Origin of the sequence: Streptomyces sp. NPDC088923, assembly GCF_044749745.1 — a bacterium.
GTDB lineage: Bacteria > Actinomycetota > Actinomycetes > Streptomycetales > Streptomycetaceae > Streptomyces.
The window spans coordinates 25,889-51,082 of sequence record NZ_JBIVIO010000006.1 but is presented as its reverse complement, the minus strand read 5'-3'; the positions used below and the strand labels follow the sequence as shown (position 1 = coordinate 51,082).

Here is a 25,194-nt window from a genome sequence, read left to right as displayed (position 1 = left end):
AAGCGGACGCTTCGTCCGCGAGCGCCACGAACCCGCTGGAAACCATTGCGCCGCCGGCGATGAAGTCAGACGAATTCCGAGGGCAAGTGAACGAAAGCGCACGAGAACGCTCAGTTTCCCGAAAACGCTCCCGTCCGCCCTCCGGCCGGTTTTCGCCCCGCGCCCGCCCGGACGAAACGGGTGAATTCCCGCTAATTCGCTGCCCGCTGGGAAAACTTGTCCCCCGCCTTCGTCAAGTCGGCCTGCGCGGACCGTAGTTCGGGCGGGTGCGCGGGGCGGACCCCGTTTTCCGCGTGGGCCCCGGCGACGTAAAGTGCCAGCGGGCCGCCAGCGGGCCGGGGAGAAAGGGAACCGTGTCGTCGCCGCCCAGGTGATGACCGGGAACGGACGGTCATTTTCCGTTTTTGCTCGCTCTTCTGGCGCCTGATCAGTAGCCTCTGCGCAGGCGACCCCACCCGCGCGCGACCGCCCCGGAGCCCGGGAGACCGCGCGCGACGGGCCGCCGCACCCGGAGAAACGAGCACCGCACCCCACCACCGGCTTCGGCCACCCCGGCCCCCACTCGCAGCGACTTGGAGCACCGATGGAGCGACCCGCCTGGGCCCCGCAGGGAATCGACATAACGGTTCCGAGCGTCTCCCGGATCTACGACTACTACCTGGGCGGCTCGCACAACTTCGAGGTGGACCGGGAGGCCGCGCGGCGCGCGATGGCCCACCTGCCGGGGCTCCCCAAGATCATGCAGGCGAATCGTGCCTTCATGCGGCGCGCGGTGCGCTACGCGGTCTCCGAAGGCGTCACGCAGTTCCTCGACATCGGCTCCGGCATCCCCACCTTCGGCAGCGTCCACGAGGTCGCCCGCGCCCTCGCCCCCGAGGCGCGCGTCGTCTACGTCGACCACGACCCCGTCGCCGTCGCGCACAGCGAGGCCGTGCTCGACGGCGACCCGCTCGCCAGCGTCGTCGCCGCCGACCTGCGCAAGCCCGCCGAGATCCTCGGGGCCCCCGCCTTCGGCGAACTCATCGACCTGGACCGGCCCGTGGCGCTCCTGCTCGTCGCGGTGCTCCACTTCATCGAGGACAGCGAGAACCCGGCGGCCCCCGTCGCCGAACTCCTCGACGCGCTCGCCCCCGGCAGCATGCTGATCCTCACGCACGCCGCGTACGAGCACATCCCCACCTCGCGGCAGGAGGCGAGCGGCGCCGTCGACGTCTACCGCGACATCCGCAACCCGCTCGTCATGCGCACCGCCGAGGAGATCGCCCGTTTCTTCGACGGCACCGCACTCGTCGCACCCGGACTCGTCCCGATGGCGGAGTGGCGGCCCGAGCAGGCGGCGGGCGAGGAAGCGGACCCGTACGCGAATTCCGGGTACGCGGGCGTGGGGCGCAAGGCGTGAGCGAGGCAAGCGGGACGGGCGGGACACGGGACGAGCCGGCCGATCGCGTCGGCAGGTTCGCGACCATCTGGAGCCGCGCACTCTTCCCGCTCACCGCTACCTCACTGACCCGCCCCGAGTTCGAGAAGCTGCTCCTGCCGCTCGCGCACCGCCTGCGCGCCGCGCTGCACGCCCGCGTCTTCGACGCCGAGGAGGCGCGCGGCATCGGCGCCGCCCTCGTCGCCGCGCACTGCACCGACCCGGAGACGCTCAGCCGCACGCTCGACGTCGTCGAGGCGTACCTCGTCCTGTACTGCGGGGACGACGGGCCGCACGAGGACCTCGCCGCGCGCGGCGCCCGCATCCAGCACGCCATGGCGGCCGGTTTCGCCGGGGCGCTGCGCGAGCGGACCCGTACCGAGCAGGAGGCGATCTCGCGGGCCGCGCTCGGCGCGCGCGCCGCCGTGGAGCGGGCCCTGCACGTGAGCGAGGCGCGCTTCCGGGCCGTTTTCGAGGGTGCCGCGCTCGGCATCAGCATCGCGGACATGGACGGAGTCATCGTCGAGGCGAACGACGCGCTCGCCGGGATGTTCGGCGGTCTCGTCAGCTCGCTGCGCGGCACCAACGTCCGCGCGTGGGCCCACCCCGACGACTCGCCGACCGTCTGGCGCCTGTACGAGGAACTGGTCACGGGGACGCGCGAGTACTTCCAGGCCGAGAAGCCCTTCTACCGCCACGACGGCACCGTCCTGTGGACCAACCTCACCGTCTCGCTCCTGCGCGACGACGAGGGCCGCCCGCTCTACCAGCTCGCGCTCCTGGAGGACACCACCGAACGGCGCCTGCTGAACCTGCGGCTGCGGTACGAGGCGACGCACGACGCGCTCACCGGGCTGCCCAACCGCACGCTCTTCTTCGAACGCCTCGACAAGGCGCTCCAGGCCGGCGAGAACAACCGTTTCGGCCTCTGCTACCTGGACCTCGACGGCTTCAAGACGATCAATGACAGCCTCGGCCACGACGCCGGGGACCGGCTCCTCGTCGAGGTCGCGGACCGGCTCCAGGGCTGCGCGGGCGGCGCAGGGGAGATCGTGGCGCGCATCGGCGGCGACGAGTTCGTCGCGCTCACGACCGGGCCCCGCGCCCGCGAGGAGGTCCACGAGCTGGCCGGGCGCATGATGCAGGCCCTCGCCACGCCGGTGCGCGTGGACGGCCGGGAGCTGACCGTGCGCGGCAGTATCGGCATCGTGGAGGGCCCGGGGGGCGGCAAGCGCGGGCCCGCCGAGGTGCTGCGCAGCGCCGACATCACGATGTACCGGGCCAAGGCGGCGGGCGGCAACCGCTACGAGGTCGCCGACCCCGAGGCCGACGCCCGCGCGATCACCCGGCACGGACTGACGACCTCGCTGCCCGCGGCGCTGGAGCGCGGCGAGTTCTTCATCGAGTACCAGCCGCTCGTCGACCTCGGCGACGGCACGGTGCACGGCGCGGAGGCGCTCGTACGGTGGTCGCACCCGCAGCACGGCACGATCAGCCCCGACCGCTTCATCCCGCTCGCCGAGCACACCGGCCTCATCGTGCCGCTCGGCCGCTGGGTGCTCGACGAGTCCGCGCGCCAGGCCCGGCTGTGGCAGGAGGAGCACGGAGGGCCCGCGCCGCTGCGCGTCAACGTCAACCTCTCGCCGTGCCAGCTCCAGCACCCGCGGCTCGTCGCCGACACCGTCGAGATCCTGGAACGCACGGGGCTCCCGCCGGGCGCGCTGTGCCTGGAGGTCACCGAGTCCGCGCTCATCGGCGCCGACGACGACCTCCTCAAACCGCTGCGGCGGCTCGCCGAGATGGGCGTGGACATCGCGCTCGACGACTTCGGCACCGGCTACTCGAACCTCGCCAACCTGCGCCGGCTCCCGGTGAGCGTCCTCAAGCTCGACCGCGCCTTCACGCAGGGGATGCAGCAGTTCCCCGCCGACCCCGTGGACCTCAAGATCGTCGAGGGCATCGTCGCGCTCGCCCACAGTCTCGACCTCGCGGTCACGGTCGAGGGCGTCGAGACCAGCGCCCAGGCCGAGCAGCTCCGCGAACTCGGCTGCGACACGGCCCAGGGCTGGTACTACGCCCGCCCGGGCCCGGCGGCGCGGGTCAGGGAGCTGGCCCTGGTGGACGCGGTGACGGGCTGAGAGGCCGAGGTACGGGTCGGGGTACGGGGCCGGGCGCCGTGTCCGTGCGGCGGGGCGCCCCCTCCCCGGCCCCGCCGCCTCCGTACGGCCCCCCGTCCCCTCACTCCGCCTGCAACCGCGCCGCCTCCCGCACCAAGATCTCCTGCAACTCGCGCGCCGCCCGGGGCGGAGCCACGTCGCTGCGGTGGGCGAGGGCGATCGTGCGGTGCAGGCCGGGCGAGGCGAGCGGGGTGACGCGGAGTCCCGAGCCCGGGCGCTCGGCGACCATGCGCGGGACGACGGCCGCGCCGAGTCCGGCCCGGACGAAGCCGAGCACGGCGTCCATCTCGCCGCCCTCGACCGCGAAGGACGGCTCGAAGCCCTCGTTGCGGCACGCGGCGACGGTCAGTTCCCGCAGGTCGTAGCCGTGCCGGAACATCACGAGGCGTTCCTCGCGCAGATCGGCGATGCGCACCCTGCGCCCGCGTCCGCCGCCCGAGCCGGGGGCGGTCCGCAGCAGCGAGGAGACGACCACGAGGTCCTCGTGGAGCAGCTCCACCGTCTCCAGCGCCGGTGACGCGGTCGGCAGCGGGAGCACGACCAGCGCGAGGTCGAGCGCGCCGCGCGCCAGCTCCCGTACGAGGTCGTGCGAGCCGCCCTCCTCGATGAGGAGCTGGATGCCCGGATAACGATCGTGATACGTCCGCAGGACGTCGGGGAGCAGTCCCGTGCACAGACTGGGGGTCGCGCCGAGCCGCACCCGCCCCCTGCGCAGCTGTGCGATTTCGCCCACTTCGTGGTGCGCGGTCTCGGCGTCCTCCAGGATGCGTCTGGCCAGCGGAAGCAGTGCCTCACCCGCGTCGGTGAGCGTGATGTTTCCCCTTGCGCGGCTGAAGAGTTCGGCTCCCAGCTCACGCTCCAGCGCCTTGATCTGCTGCGAGAGCGAGGGCTGCGCGACGTGCACGATCTCGGCGGCGCGCGTGAAGTGCCGGGTCTCCGCCACGGCCACGAAATACTGGAGCTGCTGGAACTGCATGGTGCAACGATAGGCCAGGGCTATGGAAATGAGGCCAGTGATCTCTTGGACCTCTTGGGCCGTTCGGCCCTACCTTGCTTGACATGGCTCTGGCACCAGGGACGGACCGACGGCCGTCCAGGACGCGAATGATCTGGGATTCCTCCGTCGGCAAGAAGACAGTGATGGCCGTCTCCGGCCTTCTCATGCTGCTGTACTTGATCGCCCACATGTACGGCAACCTGAAGATCTTCTTCGGACCCGGGACCTTCGACGACTACGCCCACTGGCTGCGCACCGTCGGCGAACCCTTCATGCACTACGAGTGGACGCTCTGGGTCATCCGTGTCGTCCTGGTCGTCGCCGTCGTGGCCCACGCCGTCTCCGCGTACCAGCTCAGCCGCCGCGACCAGAAGGCCCGCCCGGTCAAGTACGCGCACCCGCGCCGCCGTGCCTCCTACGCGACCCACACCATGCGCTACGGCGGGATCGTCCTCGCCCTCTTCATCGTGTGGCACATCCTGGACCTCACCACCGGCACCGTGCACAGCGGCGGTTTCCAGCACGGTCACCCCTACGCCAACGTGGTGGACACCTTCTCCACCTGGTACGGCAACGTGATCTACATCGTCGCGATGCTCGCCCTCGGCCTCCACATCCAGCACGGCTTCTACAGCGCGGCCCAGACCCTCGGTGTCGGCAGCCGCAGCCGCGACCTGGTGCTCAAGACCCTCGCGAACGTGCTCGCCGTCGTGATCACGCTCGGCTTCATCGCCGTCCCGGTCGGCGTCATGACCGGATTGGTGGACTGACATGACTGACTTCGTCCAGTACGAGACGGCCGAAGCGCCCCTCGTCGACGGCTCCGCCCCCGAGGGCCCCGTCGCCGAGCGCTGGAGCGACTACCGCTTCCACGCCAAGCTCGTGAACCCCGCCAACCGCCGCAAGCACCGCGTCATCGTCGTCGGCACCGGCCTCGCGGGCGGCTCCGCGGGCGCCACGCTCGCCGAGCAGGGCTACCACGTCATCCAGTTCTGCTTCCAGGACTCCCCGCGCCGCGCCCACTCGGTCGCCGCGCAGGGCGGCATCAACGCCGCGAAGAACTACCGCAACGACGGCGACTCCGTGCACCGCCTCTTCTACGACACGGTCAAGGGCGGCGACTTCCGCGCCCGCGAGTCGAACGTGCACCGCCTCGCCGAGATCTCCGTCGAGATCATCGACCAGTGCGTCGCCCAGGGCGTCCCCTTCGCCCGCGAGTACGGTGGCCTCCTCGACAACCGCTCCTTCGGCGGCGTCCAGGTCTCCCGTACCTTCTACGCCCGCGGCCAGACGGGCCAGCAGCTCCTGCTCGGCGCCTACCAGGCGCTCTCGCGGCAGGTCGCGGCCGGCAACATCGAACTGCACGCGCGCACCGAGATGCTCGAACTGATCATGGTGGACGGGCGCGCCCGCGGCATCGTCGCGCGCGACCTGATCACCGGCGAGATCGAGACGCACTTCGCGGACGCCGTCGTCCTCGCCTCGGGCGGTTACGGCAACGTCTTCTACCTCTCGACCAACGCGATGAACTCCAACGCGACCGCCATCTGGCGGGCGCACCGCAAGGGCGCGTACTTCGCCAACCCCTGCTTCACGCAGATCCACCCGACCTGCATCCCGCGCACCGGGGACCACCAGTCCAAGCTCACCCTCATGAGCGAGTCGCTGCGCAACGACGGCCGTATCTGGGTGCCCAAGGCCAAGGGCGACCAGCGTCCGCCGAACCAGATCCCCGAGGACGAGCGCGACTACTACCTGGAGCGCATCTACCCGTCCTTCGGCAACCTCGTGCCCCGCGACATCGCCTCCCGCGCCGCGAAGAACGTGTGCGACGAGGGCCGCGGCGTCGGCCCCGGCGGCCAGGGCGTCTACCTCGACTTCGCCGAGGCGATCTCGCGCATGGGCCGCAAGGCCGTCGAGGCCAAGTACGGCAACCTCTTCGACATGTACCAGCGGATCACCGACGAGGACCCGTACACGGTCCCGATGCGGATCTACCCCGCGGTGCACTACACGATGGGCGGCCTCTGGGTCGGCTACGACCTCCAGACCACCATCCCCGGCCTCTTCGCGATCGGCGAGGCGAACTTCTCCGACCACGGCGCCAACCGCCTCGGCGCCTCGGCGCTGATGCAGGGCCTCGCGGACGGCTACTTCGTCCTCCCGGCCACCATCAACGACTACATCGCGAAGAACCCCAAGCCGGCCGAGGTCACCGCCGAGCACCCGGCGGCCGTCGAGGCCGTCAAGGAGACCACGGACCGCCTGGAGCGACTCCTCGCCGTCGACGGCGACCGCACCCCCGACAGCTTCCACCGCGAGATCGGTGAGCTGATGTGGGAGTACTGCGGCATGGCCCGCACCGACGAGGGCCTGCGCAAGGCCCTGGCCCGCATCCCCCAGATCCGCGAGGAGTTCTGGAAGCGGATCAAGGTCCCCGGCGAGGGCGCCGAGTTCAACCAGTCCCTGGAGCGCGCCAACCGCGTCGTGGACTACCTCGAACTCGCCGAGCTGATGTGCCTCGACGCGCTGCACCGCGCCGAGTCCTGCGGCGGCCACTTCCGCGTCGAGTCGCAGACCCCGGACGGCGAGGCCGCCCGCAGGGACGAGGAGTTCTCCTACGCCGCCGCCTGGGAGTACACCGGCAGCGGTGCGGCCCCCGTCCTGCACAAGGAAGACCTGGTCTTCGAGTACGTCCACCCCACCCAGCGGAGCTACGCATGAAGCTCACCCTGCGCGTCTGGCGCCAGAAGAACGCGGACGCCCCCGGCGCCATGGTCACCTACGAGGTGGACAGCATCTCCGAGGACATGTCCTTCCTCGAAATGCTCGACACCCTCAACGAGGAACTCACCCTCAAGGGCGAGGACCCGGTGGCCTTCGACCACGACTGCCGCGAGGGCATCTGTGGGGCCTGCTCGCTCGTCATCAACGGTGACGCGCACGGCCCCGAGCGCACCACCACCTGCCAGCTCCACATGCGGTCCTTCAAGGACGGCGACACGATCGACATCGAGCCGTGGCGCGCGGCGGCCTTCCCGGTCATCAAGGACCTCGCGGTGAACCGCTCGGCCTTCGACCGGATCATCCAGTCCGGCGGCTACATCTCCGCCGCGACCGGCACCGCGCCCGAGGCCCACTCCACGCCGGTCCCCAAGCCCGACGCGGACTACGCCTTCGAGCACGCCGAGTGCATCGGCTGCGGCGCCTGCGTCGCGGCCTGCCCCAACGGCTCCGCGATGCTCTTCACCTCGGCGAAGATCAACCACCTCAACGTCCTGCCGCAGGGCGCCCCCGAGCGCGAGACCCGCGTCCTCGACATGGTCGCCCAGATGGACACCGAGGGCTTCGGCGGCTGCACGCTCACCGGCGAGTGCGCCACCGCCTGCCCGAAGGGTATCCCGCTCATGTCCATCACGAACATGAACCGCGAGTGGCTGCGCGCCCAGCGCAAGGCCGGCAAGCGCTGACCGCCGCGGGCACGCCGGCCCTTCGCGGGGGCGGCTCCACCGCTCCCGCCGTACGCCCCGGGCACCCCTTCCTGACGAGGGGAGGCCCGGGGCGTGCGCATGTCCGCGACCGACCGGGCGCTCCCGCCGCCCCGCCGGCCGCCCCCGGTCAACCGACCGCACGCGCGGTCAGCACATGCGTCCCCTCGGCCCCCGGCGCTCGCGCGGTGAGGACGAGCCGGCGCACCGCCTCGCCCCACACCCGCGCGAAGGCGGGATCGTCCAGGACGACGGTCTCGACCTCGGCGGCGAAGGCGGCGTCGTCCCACGCGAGCGCGAGCCCCCGCCCCCGCGACGGCCGGACGAGGGCCCGTCCCGCGCCCGGCACGGTGACCTCGCCGCCGAGCAGCAGGTGCAGGACGAGCCGCCGCGGGGCCGCGTCGAGCCGCCAGACGTCACGGATCTCGACGCGCGGCTCCTCGCCCCGTACCAGCGCCGAGGTGCGCTCCCAGGACCGCAGCCCCGCCCGCTCCGGGTAGGCGCCCGCGAGGTCGAGCGTCAGCGCGGCGCGTCCGGCGCCCAGTTCGGCGCGCGCCTCGCGCGCGGCGAAGTCCCGGCCCGGCGGCTGCCCGTGCCCGTTCACCTCCGGCACGTTGTGGTACGCGCTCGTCATCGACCAGATCCCGTACCGCTCCGGGCCGAAGGTCTCCCTGCGGTACGTACCGACGCCGACGTCGATGATCAGCGGGCGCGCGTCCACGGCGACGAGGAACGAGCCGACGTCGTTGTGGTTGTGGCTCTCGTCGTTGTGCCCGCCCTTCGCCGCGAGCAGCAGCCCGCGCGCCGTCCCCTCCGTCTCGCGAGCCACGAGCACCTGCGTGCCGGGGAGCCAGCCCTGACCCGGGTACGGGAACGCCGCCTCGTCCGCCGCGCGCCACTCGGCATCGAGCAGCGCGCCGAGGACCCGCCGCAGGTCGTAGGGCGTGGCGTCCTCGGGCAGGACCGGGTCGGCCGCGCCCCGCAGGGCCCGCGCGTGCGCGGCCACGTCGGGCTGCCCCGTACGCAGCCCGTACCGGTACAGGACCGCGGGAGTCGCCTCGCGCGACCGGGCGGGACCGTCCGCGAAGCTCACGGACCACCCGTCACCGACGTGCGCGAGCAGCGGATACCGCGCCGTGTCCCGGATCAGGGGCTCGGTGAAGACCGCCTCGCCCGTCCCGAGCAACGAGGTCAGCAGCTCCAGGCACTCGAAGAGCGAGGCGCCCGCGCGCCACCAGTAGTGCGGGCCCTCGTCGCAGCCGCCGTCCGCCGGTCGTGCCGCCAGGTAGTGGTCGAGCCCGCGCACGATCTTGCCGACGAGCGCCGCGCGGGAGGCCCGGTCCTCGACCGTCAGCGCGGTCGCGAGCAGGAGGTCCGAGTGAATCCACGGGTTCCAGTTGTTGAGCTTCGCCGTCGAGCCGTCGTACCAGCCCCACTCGGAGCGCTCCAGGTACGGCCCGAGCACCCGCGTCCACACCTCGCCGCGCAGCCGGCGCCGCAGCAGCGGATCGCGTGCGTCGAGCGCGTCCCCCGCGAGCGCGTCCGCGAGCGCGAGGAGCACCGCCGTCGTCGACGCGCCCAGGTCGAGCGTCGGCACGCCGGGGTCGGGGAGCAGCCCCCGCCGCGCGTCGAGCACGCGGAAATCGTGCGCGGGCCACACCCAGGAGGTCTCCTCGCACAGCGCCCACACCCCGTCCATGACCTCGTCGGCGAACGCGTCGCGTTCCTCGGTGCCTTCGGACGCGTCCGCCCCCTCCGCCGCCGCCAGCGCGAGCAGCGCGCGGCCGAGCCTCGCCCGCCGCGCGTCCCACGGCGCCTGGTACGCGGCGCGGTCCCCGTCGCGCGCGAACCGCGCGAAGAGCGAGGCGGGCAGCGCGGGCCACGGCTCGCCGAGCGCGGCCCGCGCCTCGGCGAGGACGCGGGCGCGCGTCGCCTCGTCGAAGGGCCACCGCACGCCGGGCGCCGGTACGGCGCTCCATTCGCCGAGCGCGGGAAGGCGCGCCGCGACGAGGCCGGGCGAGAACAGGTCGGAGAGCGAGAGGGCTGAGGGCATGCCGGGGACTCCTCGGGCAGGGGCGGGCGGCGCGCCGGGGGAGCGGCGCGCGCGAAGAACACGGCGGCCCTGTCATGGAACGCGAGGGGCGGGACGAGGTCAATGGCCCGGACGGCACGGACAGAAAACGCTTGCCATGCGTGCCGTCACGGGCGGCCGGTCAGCGGTCCAGACCGGCCAGCCACTCCAGGAGGACCGCGTTGACCTCCTGGGGCCGCTCCTGCTGCACCCAGTGCCCGCAGCCCTCCAGGAGGTGGGTGCCCCTGAGTCCGGGGAGAGTGCGAGGGAAGGCGTCGACGGCTTCGGAGAGCCAGGCGAGCGAGGCGTCCTCCCGGCCCGCGAGGAAGAGCGAGGGCTGCCGCAGCGGCTCGCCCTCCCAGGCCGCGAGGTCCTCCCAGTCGCGGTCCATGACGCGGTACCTGGCGAGCGCGCCGCCGAAGCCCGTGCGCTCGAACTCTGCTGCATGGAAGTCGAGTTCGGCCTCGCTCAGCCACGAGGGGAGTGGCCCCTCCACGAAGCGCTCCCGCATCGCGTGCCCGCGCGGCACGAAGAACGGGCCGGGCGGCACGACGCCGCTCCGCCCGGAGAGCGTCGCGTAGAACCCGGCGAGCCAGCCCCGTACGTCCCGCTCCATCTCGGCCTCGACGCCGGGCCGTTGGAGGAACGGCACGTAGAACTCCTCGTCGCCGCCCATCGCGGCGAAGACCTCCGAAGGCCGGGGGCCGCCCGGAGGGGTGTACGGGACGCCGAGCAGCGCGATCGCCGGGAACACCTCGGGCCGCAGCAGCCCGGCCTGCCCGGCGAGCGTGGCCCCCCAGTCGTGCCCCGCGAGCACGGCCCGCTCCTCGCCCAGGGCCCGTACGAGCGCGACGAGTTCACCGACGAGCGCGAGGGCCCGGTACGCCTCGGCGTCCCCGGGCCGCGAGGACCGCCCGTACCCCCGCGCGTCCACGGCGACGGCGCGGTACCCGGCGGCGGCGAGCACGGGCAACTGGTGCCGCCACGCGTACCACGACTCGGGGAAGCCGTGGAGCAGCAGCACGAGCGGCCCCTCGCCCTGCTCGACGGCGTGCACCCGGCCGCCGGGGAGTTCGAGCAGGCGGTGGCGGGCGGGGGGAGCGGACGTGGTCACGTGGACCTCCGGGAGACGCGCGGATCGGACACCCCCGAGCATTCGCCCAGGTCACGCGGAGGCCAAGCGGACTTGCCGGGACGGCAAAACCGGCTCGGCCCCGGCGTGCGAAAGGCCCCGGGGACCCCTTGACACCCCCGGCCTGCCCCACCGATAGTTCTCGCCCCTGAGCGCAACGGCGTAGCGCTCAGCGCACCACCCGCACGCCGGTTCAGCCGCATGGTTCAGCCGCAGGAGGAGAGGACGAAGCGATGGTCGAGGCGCAGGGCACCGCTGCCGAGGACGGAGCGACGCGGTCCGTCATCCCCGGGCCCGCCGGGAGTGCCGGGAGCCCGGCCGTGGACGCGGCCGACGACGACGCTCCCGCGCCCGCTCGCCCCGGCGTCCTCCAGGGCGCGGACCGGGCCCTGCTCGCGCTGCTGTCCTTCACGGAGCGCCGCCCCGAGTGGGGCGTGAGCGAGATGGCGCGCCGGCACGGTTGGGACAAGGCCGTCGCGCAGCGCGTCCTGACGACGCTCGTCTCCCGGTCCTTCCTCAGCTGCGACCCCGCCACGCGCCGCTACCGCCTCGGTCCCGCCGTCTCGCGCCTCGCCCGGGTCGGCGAGCACAGCGGCGTCCTCCCCTCGCTCGTCCGCCCGATCCTCGCCGGGCTGCTGCGCGAGACGGGCGAGAGCGTCGTGCTCAACGTCCCGCAGGGCGCCGGGTATCGCTGCGCCGCCGCCGTGGACGGCACCGGGCCCGTGCGGTACACCGCGATCGTCGGCGCCGTCATCCCAGGTCACGCGGGCGCCTCGGGGCACGCCATCTTCGCCCACTACCCCGAGGCGGAGTTGCGCCTGCTCTTCGGCGCGGCACCGCTCCAGTCCTTCAACGACCACACCGTCACCGATATCGACACCCTCCTCGGCATCTACGCGGAGGTCCGCGAACGCGGCCACAGCGTGAGCCACGGCGAGTACGACGAGGCCGTGACCGCCGTCTCGGCGCCCGTCTTCCAGGCCGGCTCCGTCGCCGCCTCGCTCACCGTCATCGGCCCCGCCCACCGCGTCACCCGCGCGGTCGGCCGCATCACCGAACTCGTCCTGCGAGGCGCCGAACAGGCCACCGCCGCCTTCGGCTCCTGACCACTGCCACGACCCCGTCGGCCCACGCCGCCGCGCCCCGACGCGCCACCCCGCGCGCCCAGAGGCCCGACGCGCCACCCCGCGCGCCCGCCCACCGCTCCGGCGCGCCCCCGAACGTCCCGCCCCGCCCGCCGCCCCCGCCCCCAGGGGGATGGAAGGGCCCCAGCACCAAGGGGTACCCCCGTGTCCCAGTCCTCGCCGCCCACCACCGCCCCCTCGCCGGAGCGGCCGGAGCGCACCTCCGCCTCCGGAGCCGGCCACCCCCGGGTACGCGAACCCGTCGTGTTCGTCGTGCTCGTGGTGCTCTCCGTCGTCGGCGCGGTCATCGGGGCCGACCTCGTCGCCAAGCTCGGCATCTCCGCCAACACGTCCGTCGTCGGCGCGCTCATCGCCATGCTGATCGGCCGGATACCGCTCGCCGGACTGCGCTCGATGCGCGACGTGCACCGGCAGAACCTCGCGCAGAGCGCCATCTCGGCCGCGACCTTCGCCTCCGCGAACGCGCTGCTCACCTCCATCGCCGTGCCCTACGTCTTCGGGCGTAAGGACCTGGTGTGGCCGATGCTCATCGGCTCCTTCGCCGGTCTCCTGATCGACACCTGGGTGCTCTACCGCTCCTTCGGCTCCCGCCTTTTGCCCGCCGACGGCGCCTGGCCGCCGGGCGCGGCGGCGGCCGAGACGATCAAAGCGGGCGACAGGGGCGGCAAGCGGGCCCTCGTGCTCGGCGCGGGCACGCTCGTCGGCCTCGGCGGCACCCTGCTCAGCCTCCCCTTCTCCGCCGCCGGTGTCGCCTTCCTCGGCAACGTCTGGGCGCTGCTCATGTTCGGTATCGGGCTCGGCCTGCGCGAGTTCGGCCCCGACCTCTTCCACACCGACCTCGGCGCGGGCTACGTGCCGCACGGCGTCATGGTGGGAGCGGGCGTGGTCGCGCTCGGGCAGGCGGTCGTCATGCTGGTACGGCGCCGAGGAAACACGTCGACGGGCGACAGCACCGCGACGGGGCAGGAGGCACCAGGGGCCGCCGACCCCACCACCGCGTACACCGTCGACGAGAGGGCCCTGCGCCGCAGCCTCGTGCGCGGCTACACCCTCTTCGTCGCGGGCGCCGTGCTGCTCGCCGTGCTCGGCGGCCTCGTCGGCGACATGAGCCCGGCGGCCCTCGTGGGCTGGGTGCTCTTCGCGGCCTTCGCCGCGCTCGTCCATGAACTCATCGTGGGACTCGCGGCCATGCAGTCCGGCTGGTTCCCCTCCTTCGCCGTCACGCTGATCTTCCTCATCCTCGGGCTGCTCATCGGCATCCCCTCCGTGCCGCTCGCCCTCCTCGTCGGTTACGTCTCCGCGACCGGGCCCGCCTTCGCCGACATGGGCTACGACCTCAAGGCCGGCTGGCTGCTGCGCCGCGAGCACCGCCCGTGGGACCCGTACGAGCGGGAAGGCCGCCGCGAGCAGTTCCGCGCCGCCCTCATCGGCTTCGCCGCCGCCCTCGCCGTCGTCGCCGTGCTGTGGCAGTCCTACTTCCGGCAGGGCCTCGTCCCGCCCGTCGCCAAGGTCTACGCGGACACCGTCAGGAACGGCCTCGGCGAGCCGGGGGTGCTGCGCACCCTGCTGCTCTGGGCGATTCCGGGCGCGCTCGTCCAACTGCTCGGCGGTGTCCGCCGCCAGATGGGCGTGATGCTCGCGACGGGCCTGCTGATCCTCACCCCGCACGCCTGCTGGATGGTCCTCGCCGCGCTCGCCGTGCGCGTCGGCTACCGCAAGTGGCGCGGCCCGCGCGCCGACGAGGAGCTGAACCTGGTCGGTGCCGGGCTCATCGCGGGCAGTTCCCTGGGCGACTCCGCCCAGATCGTCAAGGCGGGCTGAGGCCCCGCCCCCCAGACCACCTTCCCGCACGGCGCCGAGCAACGGGGCGCCGGGCACCACGGTGCCGCGGCGCAGCGCCGCCGGAGCACCACCGCACCACCCGCACCATCGCAAGGAGACAGCATCATGGAGATGTACAGCCGCCTCGAACCGAGGCCCGAGTACCTGAGCTACGAACTCGCCCTCGCCGCCCGCAAGCTCGTCGAGCAGGTCATGCTCGTCAAGCCCGGCGAGCACGTCGTCCTCACCGGCGACACGAGCAGTGACCGCCGCGTCGTGGACGCCACGGCGCAGGCCGTCGCCGCTGCGGGCGCCCACCCCGTCGTGGTCTGGTACGAGACGATGCCGGGCTCCTCGATGGAGCCGCCCCGCCCGGTCGCGGGGGCGATAGCCGACGCCGATGTGTGGATCGAGTTCGCCGTCTCGTACGTCATGCACTCCGACGCCTTCCGCCGCGCGATGGCGAACGGCTGCCGCTACACGAACCTGACCGCGATGGACGTGCACATGCTCGTCGCGACGGTGGGCCGCCCCGACTTCGACGGCGTCATCAAGCTCGGCAAGGCGCTCGTACGGCTCCTCGAACAGGCCGACGAAGTGCGCATCACCTCCGCGAACGGCACCGACATCCGGGGCCGCAACGGCGACCGGCCGATCAACCTGCGCGGCAAGCCCGCCGAGAAGCCCGGCGAGACCGTCATGCTCTCCGGCCAGATCTCCTGGAACCCGCTGGAGGAGACGCAGGAGGGCGTCCTCGTCTTCGACGGCGCCCTGTGGCCGCCGGACCAGCTCGGGCTGCTCCGCTCCCCGGTCCGCTGCACCGTCGAGAAGGGCGTCGTCACGAAGATCGAGGGCGAGGGGCAGGACGCGGAGATCTTCCGCAGCTGGATGGCGTCCTGGGAGGACCCGAACATGTACCGGGTCGCGCACTGGTCGCTCGGCTTCAACCCCGGCGTCCCCGCGCCCACCGGGCGCATCGTCGAGGACGAGCGCGTCTTCGGCTGCGTGGAACTCGGCATCGGCACCAAGGGCGCCTGGATCGGCGGCGAGCCCTGGGTCTCCGCCGCCCACACCGACGGCTCCGTCCTCGGCCCGTCGATCCACCTCGACGGCGAGTGCGTCGAGCGCGACGGCGTCTACGTCCATCCGGAGCTGGTGGAGATCTGCCGCGAACTGGGCGTCGCGGGCTACTGAGCCGGGCCCTCTGCCGCATCCGTACCCGTACCCGTACCCCCGCCCTGGAGCCGGATTTGACCGACGACCTGACCACCTACCGACACGACGGGCTCGTCTGCACCGACCACACCCTCGACGTGCCCCTTGACCACAGCAGGCCCGAAGGGGAGCGGATCTCCCTCTTCGCCCGCGAGGTCGTCGCCGAGGGACTGGAGGGCCGCGAACTGCCGCGGCTGCTCTGGCTCCAGGGCGGGCCGGGCGGGCGTGCCGAGCGCCCGAACGCGGCGGGCGCCTGGCTGCGCCGTGCTCTCCAGGACTTCCGCGTCGTCCTCCTGGACCAGCGCGGCACGGGCCGCTCCACGCCCGCCGACCGCACCACCCTCGCCGCCTGTCCGGACCCGGCCGCGTACCTGGGCCACTTCCGGGCGGACGCCATCGTGCGCGACGCCGAACTGCTGCGCCGCCACCTCCAGGGCGACCGCCCCTGGACCGTGCTCGGCCAGAGCTTCGGGGGCTTCTGCGCGCTCACCTACCTGAGCCTCGCCCCCGAAGGTCTCGCCCGCGCCCTCGTCACCGGCGGCCTGCCCACCCTCACCGGCCACGCCGACGACGTCTACCGGGCCGCCTACCGGCGCGTCCTGGACGCCAACTCCCGGTTCTTCGCCCGCTACCCGGAAGACCGGCGACTCGCCGCACGCGTCGTGGACCACCTCCGCGCGCACGACGTGGCGATGCCCTCCGGCGAGCGGCTGACGGCCCGCCGCTTCCAGACCCTCGGCATCACCTTCGGCACCTCGTCCGCGTACGACTCCCTGCACTACCTCCTGGAGAGCGCCTTCGTCGCCGGGCCGCACGGCCCCGCGCTCTCCGACCCGTTCCTGCGCGGCGTCGACGCGGTCGTCTCCTTCGCTCCCCGGCCGCTCTACGCCGTCCTGCACGAGGCGATCTACGCTCAGGGCGGCCGGCCCACCGGCTGGTCCGCGCACCGGGTCCGCGAGGAGTTCCCCGAGTTCGACGCCGAGCGCCCGGGGCCGCCCCTGTTCACGGGCGAGATGATCTACCCCTGGCTGTTCGACGAGGACCCCGCCCTCGTCCCGCTCAAATCCGCCGCCGAGACCCTTGCCACGCGCACAAACTGGCCTGCCCTCTACGACCTCGACCGGCTCGCCGCCAACGAGGTGCCGGTCGCCGCCGCCGTGTACCGGCACGACATGTTCGTGGACCACGACCAGTCCCTGGAGACGGCCGCGCACGTACGGGGGCTGCGCCCCTGGGTCTCCGCCGACCACCGCCACGACGGGGTGAAGGCCGACCCGAAGGTCCTGGACCACCTGCTGAGCCTGGACTGACGGGCGTCGGGGGAGGGGCCGCGGCAGCGGAAGACGCGGGCCGCGGCCTCACCCCGGGCGCACCCAGCGGGTACGCCCTGCCTCAATCCAGCGCGGCTCGGAGGTACTTCGCCGTCCTGCTCCCCTCCGCCTTCGCCACGTCCTCGGGGCGGCCCTCCGCGACGAGGTGGCCGCCCTGGTCGCCCCCGCCGGGGCCGAGGTCGATGACCCAGTCCGCCGAGGCGACGACGGCCATGTCGTGCTCGACGACCACGACCGTGTCGCCCGCGTCGACGAGGCGGTTGAGCTGACGGAGCAGCACGTCGACGTCGGCGGGATGGAGGCCCGTCGTCGGCTCGTCCAGGATGTAGGCGGTGTGGCCGCGGTGGACGCGCTGCAACTCGGTCGCGAGCTTGATGCGCTGGGCCTCGCCGCCCGACAGCTCCGTGGCCGGCTGGCCGAGGCGCAGGTAGCCGAGGCCGACGTCGAGGAGCGTGCGCAGGCTGCGGGCGACGGCGGGGACGTCCGCGAAGAAATCCGCGGCCGACTCGACCGTCAGGCCGAGCACGTCCGCGATGTTCTTGTCCCGGTAGCGCACGTCGAGGGTGTCCGGGTTGTAGCGGGCACCGTGGCAGTCCGGGCAGGGCGCGTACGTGCTCGGCAGGAAGAGGAGTTCGACGGAGACGAAGCCCTCGCCCTGGCACGTCTCGCAGCGCCCGCCGCTGTTGTTGAACGAGAACCGTCCCGCGCCGTACCCGCGCGCCTTCGCCTCGTCCGTCGCCGCGAAGACCTTCCGCACGGTGTCGAAGAGCCCGGTGTACGTGGCCAGGTTGGAGCGGGGCGTACGGCCGATGGGGCGCTGGTCGACCCGTACGACGCGCTGGACGCCCTCCGCCCCTTCGAGCGCCGTGTACGCAGCGGCGGACCCCGGGTCCTCGCCGCGTGCCCGCGCGTCGAGCGCGCCCGCGAGGACGTCCGGGACGAGCGTCGACTTGCCCGAGCCCGAGACCCCGGTCACGGCGGTGAGCACCCCGAGCGGGACGCGTACGTCCACGCCTTCGATGTTGTGCTTGCGCACCCCGCGCAGGCGCACCCACCCCGCGGGCTCGCGCGGCGGCACCCGGCGCGGGCGCGGACCGCCGAAGAGGTACTCGCGCGTCACCGACTCCGCGACCTCCTGGAGCCCCCCGACGGGCCCGCTGTGCAGCACCTCGCCGCCGTGCTCCCCGGCCCCCGGGCCGACGTCCACGAGCCAGTCGGCGTGCCGCATGACCGTGAGGTGGTGCTCGACGACGAAGACCGAGTTGCCCGCCTGCTTGAGCCCGTGCAGGACGTCGAGCAGCGCCTCCGTGTCGGCGGGGTGCAGTCCCGCCGAGGGCTCGTCGAGCACGTACACGACGCCGAAGAGCCCCGAGCGGAGCTGGCTGGCGAGGCGCAGGCGTTGCAGTTCGCCGGCGGAGAGCGTCGGGGTCGCGCGGTCGAGCGAGAGGTAGCCGAGGCCGAGACCGATGATCGTCTCGACGCGCGGGAGCAGGTCCTCCACGAGCACGCGCGCCGTGTTCCCGCCGCCCGCCCCGCGCAGCATCGCCGCGAGCGCGGTGAGCGGCAGCCGGACCGTCTCCGCGATCGTCCGCCCCGCGAAGGTGACGGCGAGGGCCTCCGGCTTGAGCCGCGTCCCGCGGCAGACGGGGCACGGGTCGTCGGTGAGGAACCGTGCCGCCTTCGCGCGCAGCGTGTCGCTCTTGGAGTCGGCGAAGGTCTTCAGGACGTAGCGGCGCGCGCTCTGGTACGTGCCCTGGTACGGGCGCTGCACGCGGCCCGCCTCGCGCACCGGCTCGACGGTCACGGTCGGCGTCTCGTCCGTGAGGAGAATCCACTCGCGGTCCGCCGCGTCGAGTTCCCGCCAGGGCCGGTCCACGTCGTAGCCGAGCGCGTCGAGCACGTCCCGCAGGTTCTTGCCCTGCCAGGCGCCCGGCCACGCGGCGATCGCGCCCTCGCGGATCGTGAGGGACGGGTCGGGGACGAGCAGTTCCTCGCTCGTGCGGTGCACGCGGCCCCGGCCGTGGCACGCGGGGCAGGCGCCCACGGCCGTGTTCGGCGAGAAGGAGTCCGAGTCGAGCCGTTCGGCGCCCTCGGGGTAGTCGCCCGCGCGCGACCACAGCATCCGCAGCAGGTTGGAGAGCGTGGTGACGGTGCCGACCGAGGAGCGCGCGGAGCCGGCCGAGCGGCGCTGCTGGAGCGAGACGGCGGGCGGCAGCCCGGTGATCTCGTCCACGTGCGGGGCGCCGACCTGGTGGATGAGCCGTCTGGCGTACGGGGCGACCGACTCGAAGTAGCGGCGCTGGGCCTCGGCGTAGATCGTCCCGAAGGCGAGCGAGGACTTCCCCGAGCCCGAGACGCCGGTGAAGACGGCGAGGATGTCGCGCGGGACGTCGACGTCGACGTTCCGCAGATTGTTCTCGCGCGCTCCGCGCACCCGGACGTAGGGATCGTGGGGGCTCGTCATACGGCGATCGTAGGCAGGCGGGGGAGTCCGCGCAGGTCCGGGGGCCGCGGGGCCGCGCCCGGGGCGGGGGAGCCGTCCCGTACGCGAGGAGGTGCCGGCCGGGCCTTGGCCGCCCCGGCCGGCACCTGGTTCTCAGCGCCCGCGTGTCACCACGGCCGCGGCGCGGGCGGCGCGACCACGGGCGGGCGGTCGTCGCACGTGATCGTGTTCGGCAGTTCCCACGGGGCGAGCCACGGGCCCGTCGTGCCGCCGCCGTCGTTGCCGCCGAGGTCGTGCACGGTGAACTCGGAGCCGGTCGCGGGGAAGTTGAACGAGCCGCAGTTGTTGACGCCGACCGCGCCGACGTTCCGCGCGTCCACGTTCTCGAAGGAGGCGGACCCGGCGACACGGGCGCTGAGCACCGAGGTGCCCGTGCCGTCGACCCGTACGTCCTTGAACTTCAGGCCCTCCAGCTTGACCTTGTCCTTCACGCCGTAGTCGCTGACCAGCATGATCGCGTTGTAGGTGCTGTCGAGGTAGTGGTCCCCGGTGACACGGACGTCCGCGTCGATGTCGCGGTCGAGCGCGTAGAACCAGATGGCGCCGAGGCCGATCTTCCAGTTGAGGTCGAGCGTCCCGGCGCGGACGGTCGTGTTGTCGCGGAAGTCGAGACGGCCCGTGAAGGGCTCGGCGCCGAAGCGGGAGCCCGCGTGCAGGCCGCTGCCCTCGCGTACCGGGTCGGCGACGAGGTTGTCGCTCACCGTGGTGTCCTCGCCGCCGTAGACCGCGATGGCGTTGGCGAGGACGGGTGACTGGACGGTGTTGTGGTCGAAGGTGTTGCCGCTGTTCTGCGTCTTGTCGGCCCACATCGCGAGCCCGTCGTCGCCCGAGTTGCGCACGAAGACGTCCTGGACGAGCGAGTCGCGGACGCCGGTGTGGAAGTTGAGGCCGTCGGCGATCTGGTCCGCGATGACGGTGTCCGTGACCTGCGTGTTCCGCATCGGGCCGTCGAACCACAGGCCGACCTTGGTGTGGTGCAGGTAGAGGCCGCTGATCGTCGAGTCGCTCATCGCGCCGCCGATCGCGTTGACCTGGTCGGTGTCGATCCGTTCGCGTACGTCGCCCTCGATCGCGAAGCCGGACAGGTGCACGTCCTTCGAGCCGCCGTCCGCCGCGGACTTTCCGTAGACGCCGACGCCGGTGTGCGTCGAGCCGTCGGCGGCGGGCTCGTCGAGCGCGACCTCCTTCCCCTTCAGGACGGTGTACCAGCTTCCCGCGCCCTCGATCGTCACGTCGTCCACGACGAGGTGCCGGTTGACCTGGTACGTCCCCGGCGGCAGGTAGACCTTGAGGTGCGCGCGCTTCGCGAAGGCGATGGCGCGCTCGATCGCCGCCGCCGAGTCCCTGCGCCCGGTCGGGTCGGCGCCGAAGGCGAGGACGTTCGCGGACAGGAGCGAGACCTTCGGCGCGGCGATCTTCTCGGAGTCGAGCAGGTCGATCGCGGTCCAGGCGGCCGCGCTGCCGCGCGGCACGGTGAGCCGCACCTTCTCGCCCGCGCGGTAGGTGCCGTCGAGGCGGAGCCGCTGCTCGTCGTAGAAGTGGCTGGGCCGGAACGGCTTGTCGAACGAGGGCGCCGGCGTCGTGGCGGCCGGTACGCAGTCGCACTCGGTGGTCCACCAGTCGGTGTGCAGGAGGTCGGCCCGCGGGTCGTTCGAGAAGGGGTACTGGTTGTAGAGCCACGCGTACCGCGAGGTCAGCGTCATGGTGGCGCGCTTCTTGCCGCCGAGCGAGACGTCGAGCGGCGCCGTGATCCCGCCGCCCTCCGGTGCGTCGGGGATGCTGTAGCGCACGGTGAGCGCGTTGGCGTCCTTCGGGAGCGTGAACTCGACGTACTGGCCGGGGGTCAGTTTCACGGCGGAGCGGCCGCTCGCCTCGGAGGGGAGCTGGTACGGGGTGCGGTCGGGGCCGAGGACCGTCCCGTTCGTCGCGGCGTGCTCGGCCTCCTGCTCGGCGAAGCCGACGCGGGCGCCGCGCCCGGAGACGAGTGCCGGGTCGAGCCCGGCGCGGGTGACGGCGGGACCCGCGCTCGCGGGCTCCGAGGCGAGGGCGGGGGCCGCGCTCAGGAGCCCCGCGCCGAGCGCGGCGGCGGTCAGGGCGGCGAGCAGGGCGGGTCTGCGGCGGACGGCTGCCGCGGCGTGCCTGTTGATCACGGACGTTCCTCTCGAAACCATGGGCACCACGGGAAGCGGGAGCGGCCGCGTGCGTATGGGGGGAGGGGACGTGCGCCGCAAGCTCCGGACACATTAAGGACCGTGGGGAGGGGCGGCACAAGAGGTGTGTGCGATGTTTTTCGCCCGAGTGTCGCTTGAATGCGCTTGCTTGCCAAGTTCTTGCGATCCTGTTTGCGTCGGCACCGGACGCCGAAGGCCCCCGCACCGAGGTGGTACGGGGGCCTTCGCGCTCGGGCGGTCAGGGCGTCACACGACGCTCGGCGCCACCGAACTGTTCGGGTCGAGGCTGTCCATGAAGGAGCTGACCGAGAAGACGGCGTTGCCCGCGCCCGCCGGGCCGTAGCCGGGAGGCGAGGAGAGGCCGTACTCCTCCATCGTCGCCCGGTACGCCTGGAGCAGCCGGATGTGGTACTCCAGCGGCGCCCCGCCCGGGTTGGTCTTGCCGAGCGGCGTGGTCGGCTCGGGGCACCACGTCGTGAAGCGCGGTGTGATCCCGTGCGACATGAAGAACCGCAGGCCCTCGGTCGTCGACGCGATCGCCTCGTCCACGGTCGTGAAGCCGAAGGGCTCGGCCATCTCGACGCCCGCGACGAAGTTGGGGATGACGTTGCGCGCGCCGAAGATCTCGGCCGAGTCCAGGATGCGCTTGTGCCACTCGTCGCGGCCGACGTAGCGCTCCTTGCCGGGGCAGTACAGCTCGAAGAGCCGCCGGTCCCAGACCTCGAAGTTGGGGTGGTAGATCTGCACCCCGTAGTCCTTGAAACGCTGCACATCGTCCTTGGGCAGCGCCTGCGCCACGACCTTGCCGATCCAGCGGCCGGGGAAGCGCTCCTCGATCGCCTTCGCGTAGTGCCCGTAGAAGTCCGCCTCGTCGCGCCCGGCGACCTTCGAGGTGATCGCGCCGCCGGTGAGCGTGTACGCGGTGGACGTCTTCGCCGTGTCGTACCTGTCGATGATCTCCAGCGCCTCCAGGACCTCGTCCACGTCCTTGACGCCGGTGTACGGGCGGCCGGCCGCCTTGTGCTGGCGCCAGTTGTGGTTGATGTCGCAGTACTGGCACTCCTCCTTGGCGCCGAAGTACTGGCACACCCGGAACACGGTGAGGTAGATCAGGTAGCCCCACTGGATCGTCGGCGCGACCTCCATCACCGACTTGCCGTTGGAGAGCTTGTGCTTGTAGTACTCCGGCATCGGCGGCACGCCCACGTCCGCGATCCGCTTGCCGTCGAGGAACAGCGCGAGCATCCCGTCCTCGTCGGCGGCCACTCGGTAGGGCGAGGCGGGGTTGACGCGCACGGAGACGACGGTGCGGCGCAGGTCGTAGGGGCCGCCGGTGAGGACGATCTCCTCGGGCGGGCGGCGCAGCGCGGCCTCGCCCAGCTCCGGGAGCGTCCCGTGGTCGAAGGAGAAGATGAAGTACGACTTCGGTTTGACCTCGCCCGACTCGTTGTCGCTCAGCGCCGACTTGTCGAAGGCCACGCCGCCGCGCAGCAGGTCCTCCTTGAAGACCGCTTCCCTCGGTACCCCGGGGAACCGCTCAAGGAGGTCCTCCACCAGGGCCGTACGGCTGTCCATCCTCACTCCTCACTCTCCCCCGTGTCCTGTCCGCCCACGGTAGACCCCCGCGCGCGACACGTCTGGCACCCCTCCTGCCCCCGCTCGGCCGGGGCACCGGGGTCTATTGTCCGGTTCGCCCCGCGAGCCCGGTCAGCCGGGCCAGCCTCCGGTGGGCATCGAGGAGCGCGGCGCGGTCGTACGTGCTCGTCGTCACGAGGTACTCGTCGGCGCCCGTACGGGTCAGCAGCCGTTCCAGCTCGGCCGCGACCTCCTCCTCGGTGCCCGCGACGTGCCCGCGCAGCGCGTCCTCGTACAGCGGGCGCTCCCGCTCGCTCAGGGCCCGCCCCTCGATGTCCCCGGCGGGCACCAGCGGCGGGAAGACGCCCCGGGTACGGGACCACATCGAGGCGTACGCCTCGGGGAGGAGCAGCCGCCGTGCCTCCCGCGTCGTCCCGGCGACGGCGATCGTCCCGGAGAGGACGACGTACGGGTCCGGGTTCCCCGGCGAGGCGCGGAAGTCCGCCCGGTACGCGTCGAGCGTGCGCATCAGCTCGTCCTCGCCCCGTACCGCCGCGATCACGAGCGGCAGCCCGGCCCGCGCGGCGAGAGCGGCACCCCGCCCGGTGGCGAGCACGAAGAGCGGCGGGCGCAGGCCCTCGGCGGTGACGGCGCGCACGCCCCGGTACGTGGACTGCGTGCCGTCGAACCAGCCGCGAAGCTCCGCGAGCTGCTCGGCGAAGCGCTCCAGGGTCGCGTCCTCCTTGTCGTGCCCGAGCGCCCGCCGCACCTCGTTGGTGAACCCGACCGAGCGGCCGAGGCCGAGGTCGGCGCGGCCGGGGTGCAGCCCCGCGAGCACTCCGAACTGCTCGGCGACGACGAAGGGCCGGTGATTGGGCAGCATGACGCCGCCCGTGCCGACCCTGATCCGCTCCGTCGCCCCCGCCACGGCCGTCGCGAGCACGAGCGGGGCCGCGCCGGCGACCCCGGGCACCCCGTGGTGCTCGGCGACCCAGAAGCGGTGGTACCCGAGCGACTCCGCCTCCCGGGCGAGGGCGACCGTGTCGCGCAGGGCCTCGCCCGCCGAGTGCCCCTCGCGCACCCGGGAGCGGTCGAGCACGGAGAACATGGTGGTGTCGATGGCGGAACTCACGGACGTGATCAACACCGCGAACGGGCGCGGGATTCCCGGCGGGCGTCCGCCGTACGGTGGGGGAGTGCGCGACACCCGGCCGCTGGCCCTCTTCGACCTCGACAACACGCTCTCGGACGCGGGGCACCGGCAGCACTTCCTGCGCGGCGCCCGCAAGGACTGGCCGGGCTTCTTCGCCGCCGCCGTCGACGACCCGCCGCTCCCCGAGGGGCTCGCGCTCCTCCGCGGGACGGAGGCGGAGGGCACCGCGATCGGCTACCTGACCGGGCGTCCGGAGCGCTGCCGGGCCGACACGGTGCGCTGGCTCGCGGCGCAGGGGCTGCCCGAGGGACCGCTGTGGCTGCGCGGCGACGCGGACCGCAGGCCAGCCCGGGTCACCAAACTGGAGCGGCTGCGCGCCCTGGCCCGTACCCGTCCGGTCGCCTTCCTCGCGGACGACGACGAACTCGTCTGCCGTGCCGCGGAGGCGGCGGGCTTCCGCGTCGTAAGGGCGGTGTGGGGTCGCGAGGCGACGGAGCTTCACGAGGCGCAGGAGAAGGAGGGGCGGACCTGACGCCCCCCCCGGCGCCGCTACCCGGCCCAGCGCGCCCGCAGCGCCGTGAGCCGGTCGGTGTCCACCTCAGGGGGCACGTGGGCCCGCGCCCGTACCGCCGAGAGGAAGTCCACCGGCAGGCGGACGTGCGCGTGGGCGACGTAGTGCGCGAGGTCGAGACGCCAGACCCAGGTGCCGTCGGTGAGGAGTGAGGCCGCGCGGGTGAGCGGCGGCGTGTGCGGGGCGAGGACGTCGGGCAGCGCGGCCCGTACCACGTGCAGGAGCAGCCCCGCGCGGAGGTAGGCGAGCAGCCCCGGCTCGTCCGACTCGCCCCGTGCCCGCGTGGCCGCGCGCAGGGGCCCCGCGTCGCCTGCCGCGCGGGGGCGTGCTCCCGGCAGGCCGGAGAAGAAGCCGAGCGGGAGCCCCGGCGCCTCGACGCGGCGTGACGCCGCGTCCGCGCCCCGCGCCCGCACGATCCCGTACCCCG

Annotated in this window: 18 protein-coding genes; 10 read left to right on the top strand and 8 right to left on the bottom strand. The window is 73.0% G+C overall.

Annotated elements, in window-relative coordinates:
* Positions 1-583 precede the first annotated feature (583 nt).
* Together ACIP4O_RS22510 and ACIP4O_RS22505 are read left to right on the top strand one after the other, a co-directional pair.
* Positions 584-1,399 carry an SAM-dependent methyltransferase gene (locus ACIP4O_RS22510; RefSeq protein ID WP_401576908.1) on the top strand — a complete coding sequence of 272 codons (816 nt, stop codon included), beginning with the start codon at positions 584-586 and terminating at the stop codon, positions 1,397-1,399.
* Positions 1,396-3,555 (top strand): EAL domain-containing protein, encoded by a 2,160-nt coding sequence (locus ACIP4O_RS22505; RefSeq protein WP_361333351.1) that lies wholly within the window; start codon positions 1,396-1,398, stop codon positions 3,553-3,555. The genes ACIP4O_RS22510 and ACIP4O_RS22505 overlap by 4 nt, the downstream gene beginning before the upstream one ends.
* Positions 3,556-3,655: 100 nt before the next feature.
* Here ACIP4O_RS22505 and ACIP4O_RS22500 read toward each other — a convergent pair whose 3' ends face one another.
* The gene (locus tag ACIP4O_RS22500; RefSeq protein ID WP_009070484.1) at positions 3,656-4,570 is read right to left on the bottom strand and encodes a LysR family transcriptional regulator; all 915 of its coding nucleotides are present in this window, start codon (positions 4,568-4,570) and stop codon (positions 3,656-3,658) included.
* An 83-nt stretch (positions 4,571-4,653) separates the two neighbouring features.
* Here ACIP4O_RS22500 and ACIP4O_RS22495 point away from each other — a divergent pair, with 83 nt between their 5' ends.
* Genes ACIP4O_RS22495 through ACIP4O_RS22485 form a run of 3 tightly spaced genes read left to right on the top strand, consistent with a single transcriptional unit; the run spans position 4,654 to position 8,061 of the window.
* Positions 4,654-5,361 (top strand): succinate dehydrogenase, encoded by a 708-nt coding sequence (locus ACIP4O_RS22495; RefSeq protein ID WP_164283576.1) that lies wholly within the window; start codon positions 4,654-4,656, stop codon positions 5,359-5,361.
* Between the two features lies 1 nt (position 5,362).
* Positions 5,363-7,315, top strand: coding sequence for a fumarate reductase/succinate dehydrogenase flavoprotein subunit (locus ACIP4O_RS22490; protein WP_361333354.1), 1,953 nt, complete (start codon positions 5,363-5,365; stop codon positions 7,313-7,315).
* Positions 7,312-8,061 (top strand): succinate dehydrogenase/fumarate reductase iron-sulfur subunit, encoded by a 750-nt coding sequence (locus tag ACIP4O_RS22485; RefSeq protein WP_164283572.1) that lies wholly within the window; start codon positions 7,312-7,314, stop codon positions 8,059-8,061. The genes ACIP4O_RS22490 and ACIP4O_RS22485 overlap by 4 nt, the downstream gene beginning before the upstream one ends.
* Before the next feature lie 148 nt (positions 8,062-8,209).
* On the opposite strand, the gene ACIP4O_RS22480 is transcribed toward ACIP4O_RS22485, so the two are convergent.
* Positions 8,210-10,132: a heparinase II/III family protein gene (locus ACIP4O_RS22480; RefSeq protein WP_401576904.1), complete on the bottom strand. Its 1,923-nt coding sequence runs from the start codon at positions 10,130-10,132 to the stop codon at positions 8,210-8,212.
* 160 nt (positions 10,133-10,292) lie between these two features.
* Positions 10,293-11,264: an alpha/beta fold hydrolase gene (locus ACIP4O_RS22475; RefSeq protein WP_401576903.1), complete on the bottom strand. Its 972-nt coding sequence runs from the start codon at positions 11,262-11,264 to the stop codon at positions 10,293-10,295.
* Positions 11,265-11,515: 251 nt separating this feature from the next.
* Here ACIP4O_RS22475 and ACIP4O_RS22470 point away from each other — a divergent pair, with 251 nt between their 5' ends.
* The 4 genes from ACIP4O_RS22470 (at position 11,516) to ACIP4O_RS22455 (ending at position 16,773) form a co-directional block, all read left to right on the top strand.
* Entirely contained in the window at positions 11,516-12,388 is an 873-nt protein-coding gene (locus ACIP4O_RS22470) for an IclR family transcriptional regulator (RefSeq protein ID WP_401576901.1), read from the top strand.
* 183 nt (positions 12,389-12,571) lie between these two features.
* Positions 12,572-14,248: an OPT/YSL family transporter gene (locus tag ACIP4O_RS22465; protein WP_401576899.1), complete on the top strand. Its 1,677-nt coding sequence runs from the start codon at positions 12,572-12,574 to the stop codon at positions 14,246-14,248.
* Between the two features lie 126 nt (positions 14,249-14,374).
* Positions 14,375-15,442, top strand: a complete 1,068-nt coding sequence (locus ACIP4O_RS22460; protein ID WP_401576897.1) for a hypothetical protein — start codon at positions 14,375-14,377, stop codon at positions 15,440-15,442.
* A gap of 56 nt (positions 15,443-15,498) precedes the next feature.
* Positions 15,499-16,773, top strand: coding sequence for an alpha/beta fold hydrolase (locus tag ACIP4O_RS22455; RefSeq protein ID WP_401576895.1), 1,275 nt, complete (start codon positions 15,499-15,501; stop codon positions 16,771-16,773).
* Between the two features lie 82 nt (positions 16,774-16,855).
* Here ACIP4O_RS22455 and uvrA read toward each other — a convergent pair whose 3' ends face one another.
* The 4 genes from uvrA to ACIP4O_RS22435 all read right to left on the bottom strand — a co-directional run bounded on the left by uvrA (position 16,856) and on the right by ACIP4O_RS22435 (position 24,151).
* On the bottom strand, positions 16,856-19,258 hold the full coding sequence (gene uvrA, locus ACIP4O_RS22450; protein WP_401576893.1) for an excinuclease ABC subunit UvrA: 2,403 nt from the start codon (positions 19,256-19,258) through the stop codon (positions 16,856-16,858).
* A gap of 146 nt (positions 19,259-19,404) precedes the next feature.
* On the bottom strand, positions 19,405-21,468 hold the full coding sequence (locus ACIP4O_RS22445; protein ID WP_401576891.1) for a glycosyl hydrolase family 28-related protein: 2,064 nt from the start codon (positions 21,466-21,468) through the stop codon (positions 19,405-19,407).
* A gap of 246 nt (positions 21,469-21,714) precedes the next feature.
* A complete protein-coding gene (locus ACIP4O_RS22440) occupies positions 21,715-23,043 on the bottom strand; it encodes a radical SAM protein (protein WP_361333380.1) in 1,329 nt (442 codons plus the stop codon).
* Positions 23,044-23,146: 103 nt separating this feature from the next.
* Positions 23,147-24,151 (bottom strand): MsnO8 family LLM class oxidoreductase, encoded by a 1,005-nt coding sequence (locus ACIP4O_RS22435; protein ID WP_401577288.1) that lies wholly within the window; start codon positions 24,149-24,151, stop codon positions 23,147-23,149.
* Between ACIP4O_RS22435 and ACIP4O_RS22430 the strand changes: the two genes are divergently transcribed.
* Complete coding sequence (locus tag ACIP4O_RS22430; protein WP_401576889.1) at positions 24,150-24,728, top strand: HAD family acid phosphatase; 579 nt, start codon at positions 24,150-24,152, stop codon at positions 24,726-24,728. The genes ACIP4O_RS22435 and ACIP4O_RS22430 overlap by 2 nt on opposite strands.
* A gap of 17 nt (positions 24,729-24,745) precedes the next feature.
* Here ACIP4O_RS22430 and ACIP4O_RS22425 read toward each other — a convergent pair whose 3' ends face one another.
* Positions 24,746-25,180 carry a hypothetical protein gene (locus tag ACIP4O_RS22425; protein ID WP_401576887.1) on the bottom strand — a complete coding sequence of 145 codons (435 nt, stop codon included), beginning with the start codon at positions 25,178-25,180 and terminating at the stop codon, positions 24,746-24,748.
* Between the last annotated feature and the right edge of the window lie 14 nt (positions 25,181-25,194).

Bases quoted from the DNA above. Each gene is read 5' to 3' on its own strand.
- ACIP4O_RS22510 (WP_401576908.1), top strand. From the start codon at position 584: ATGGAGCGACCCGCCTGGGCCCCGCAGGGAATCGACATAACGGTTCCG.
- ACIP4O_RS22440 (WP_361333380.1), bottom strand. From the start codon at position 23,043: ATGGACAGCCGTACGGCCCTGGTGGAGGACCTCCTTGAGCGGTTCCCC.
- ACIP4O_RS22470 (WP_401576901.1), top strand. From the start codon at position 11,516: ATGGTCGAGGCGCAGGGCACCGCTGCCGAGGACGGAGCGACGCGGTCC.
- ACIP4O_RS22500 (WP_009070484.1), bottom strand. From the start codon at position 4,570: ATGCAGTTCCAGCAGCTCCAGTATTTCGTGGCCGTGGCGGAGACCCGG.
- ACIP4O_RS22480 (WP_401576904.1), bottom strand. From the start codon at position 10,132: ATGCCCTCAGCCCTCTCGCTCTCCGACCTGTTCTCGCCCGGCCTCGTC.
- uvrA (WP_401576893.1), bottom strand. From the start codon at position 19,258: ATGACGAGCCCCCACGATCCCTACGTCCGGGTGCGCGGAGCGCGCGAG.
- ACIP4O_RS22460 (WP_401576897.1), top strand. From the start codon at position 14,375: ATGGAGATGTACAGCCGCCTCGAACCGAGGCCCGAGTACCTGAGCTAC.
- ACIP4O_RS22485 (WP_164283572.1), top strand. From the start codon at position 7,312: ATGAAGCTCACCCTGCGCGTCTGGCGCCAGAAGAACGCGGACGCCCCC.
- ACIP4O_RS22490 (WP_361333354.1), top strand. From the start codon at position 5,363: ATGACTGACTTCGTCCAGTACGAGACGGCCGAAGCGCCCCTCGTCGAC.
- ACIP4O_RS22435 (WP_401577288.1), bottom strand. From the start codon at position 24,151: ATGTTCTCCGTGCTCGACCGCTCCCGGGTGCGCGAGGGGCACTCGGCG.
- ACIP4O_RS22430 (WP_401576889.1), top strand. From the start codon at position 24,150: ATGGTGGTGTCGATGGCGGAACTCACGGACGTGATCAACACCGCGAAC.
- ACIP4O_RS22445 (WP_401576891.1), bottom strand. From the start codon at position 21,468: ATGGTTTCGAGAGGAACGTCCGTGATCAACAGGCACGCCGCGGCAGCC.
- ACIP4O_RS22495 (WP_164283576.1), top strand. From the start codon at position 4,654: ATGGCTCTGGCACCAGGGACGGACCGACGGCCGTCCAGGACGCGAATG.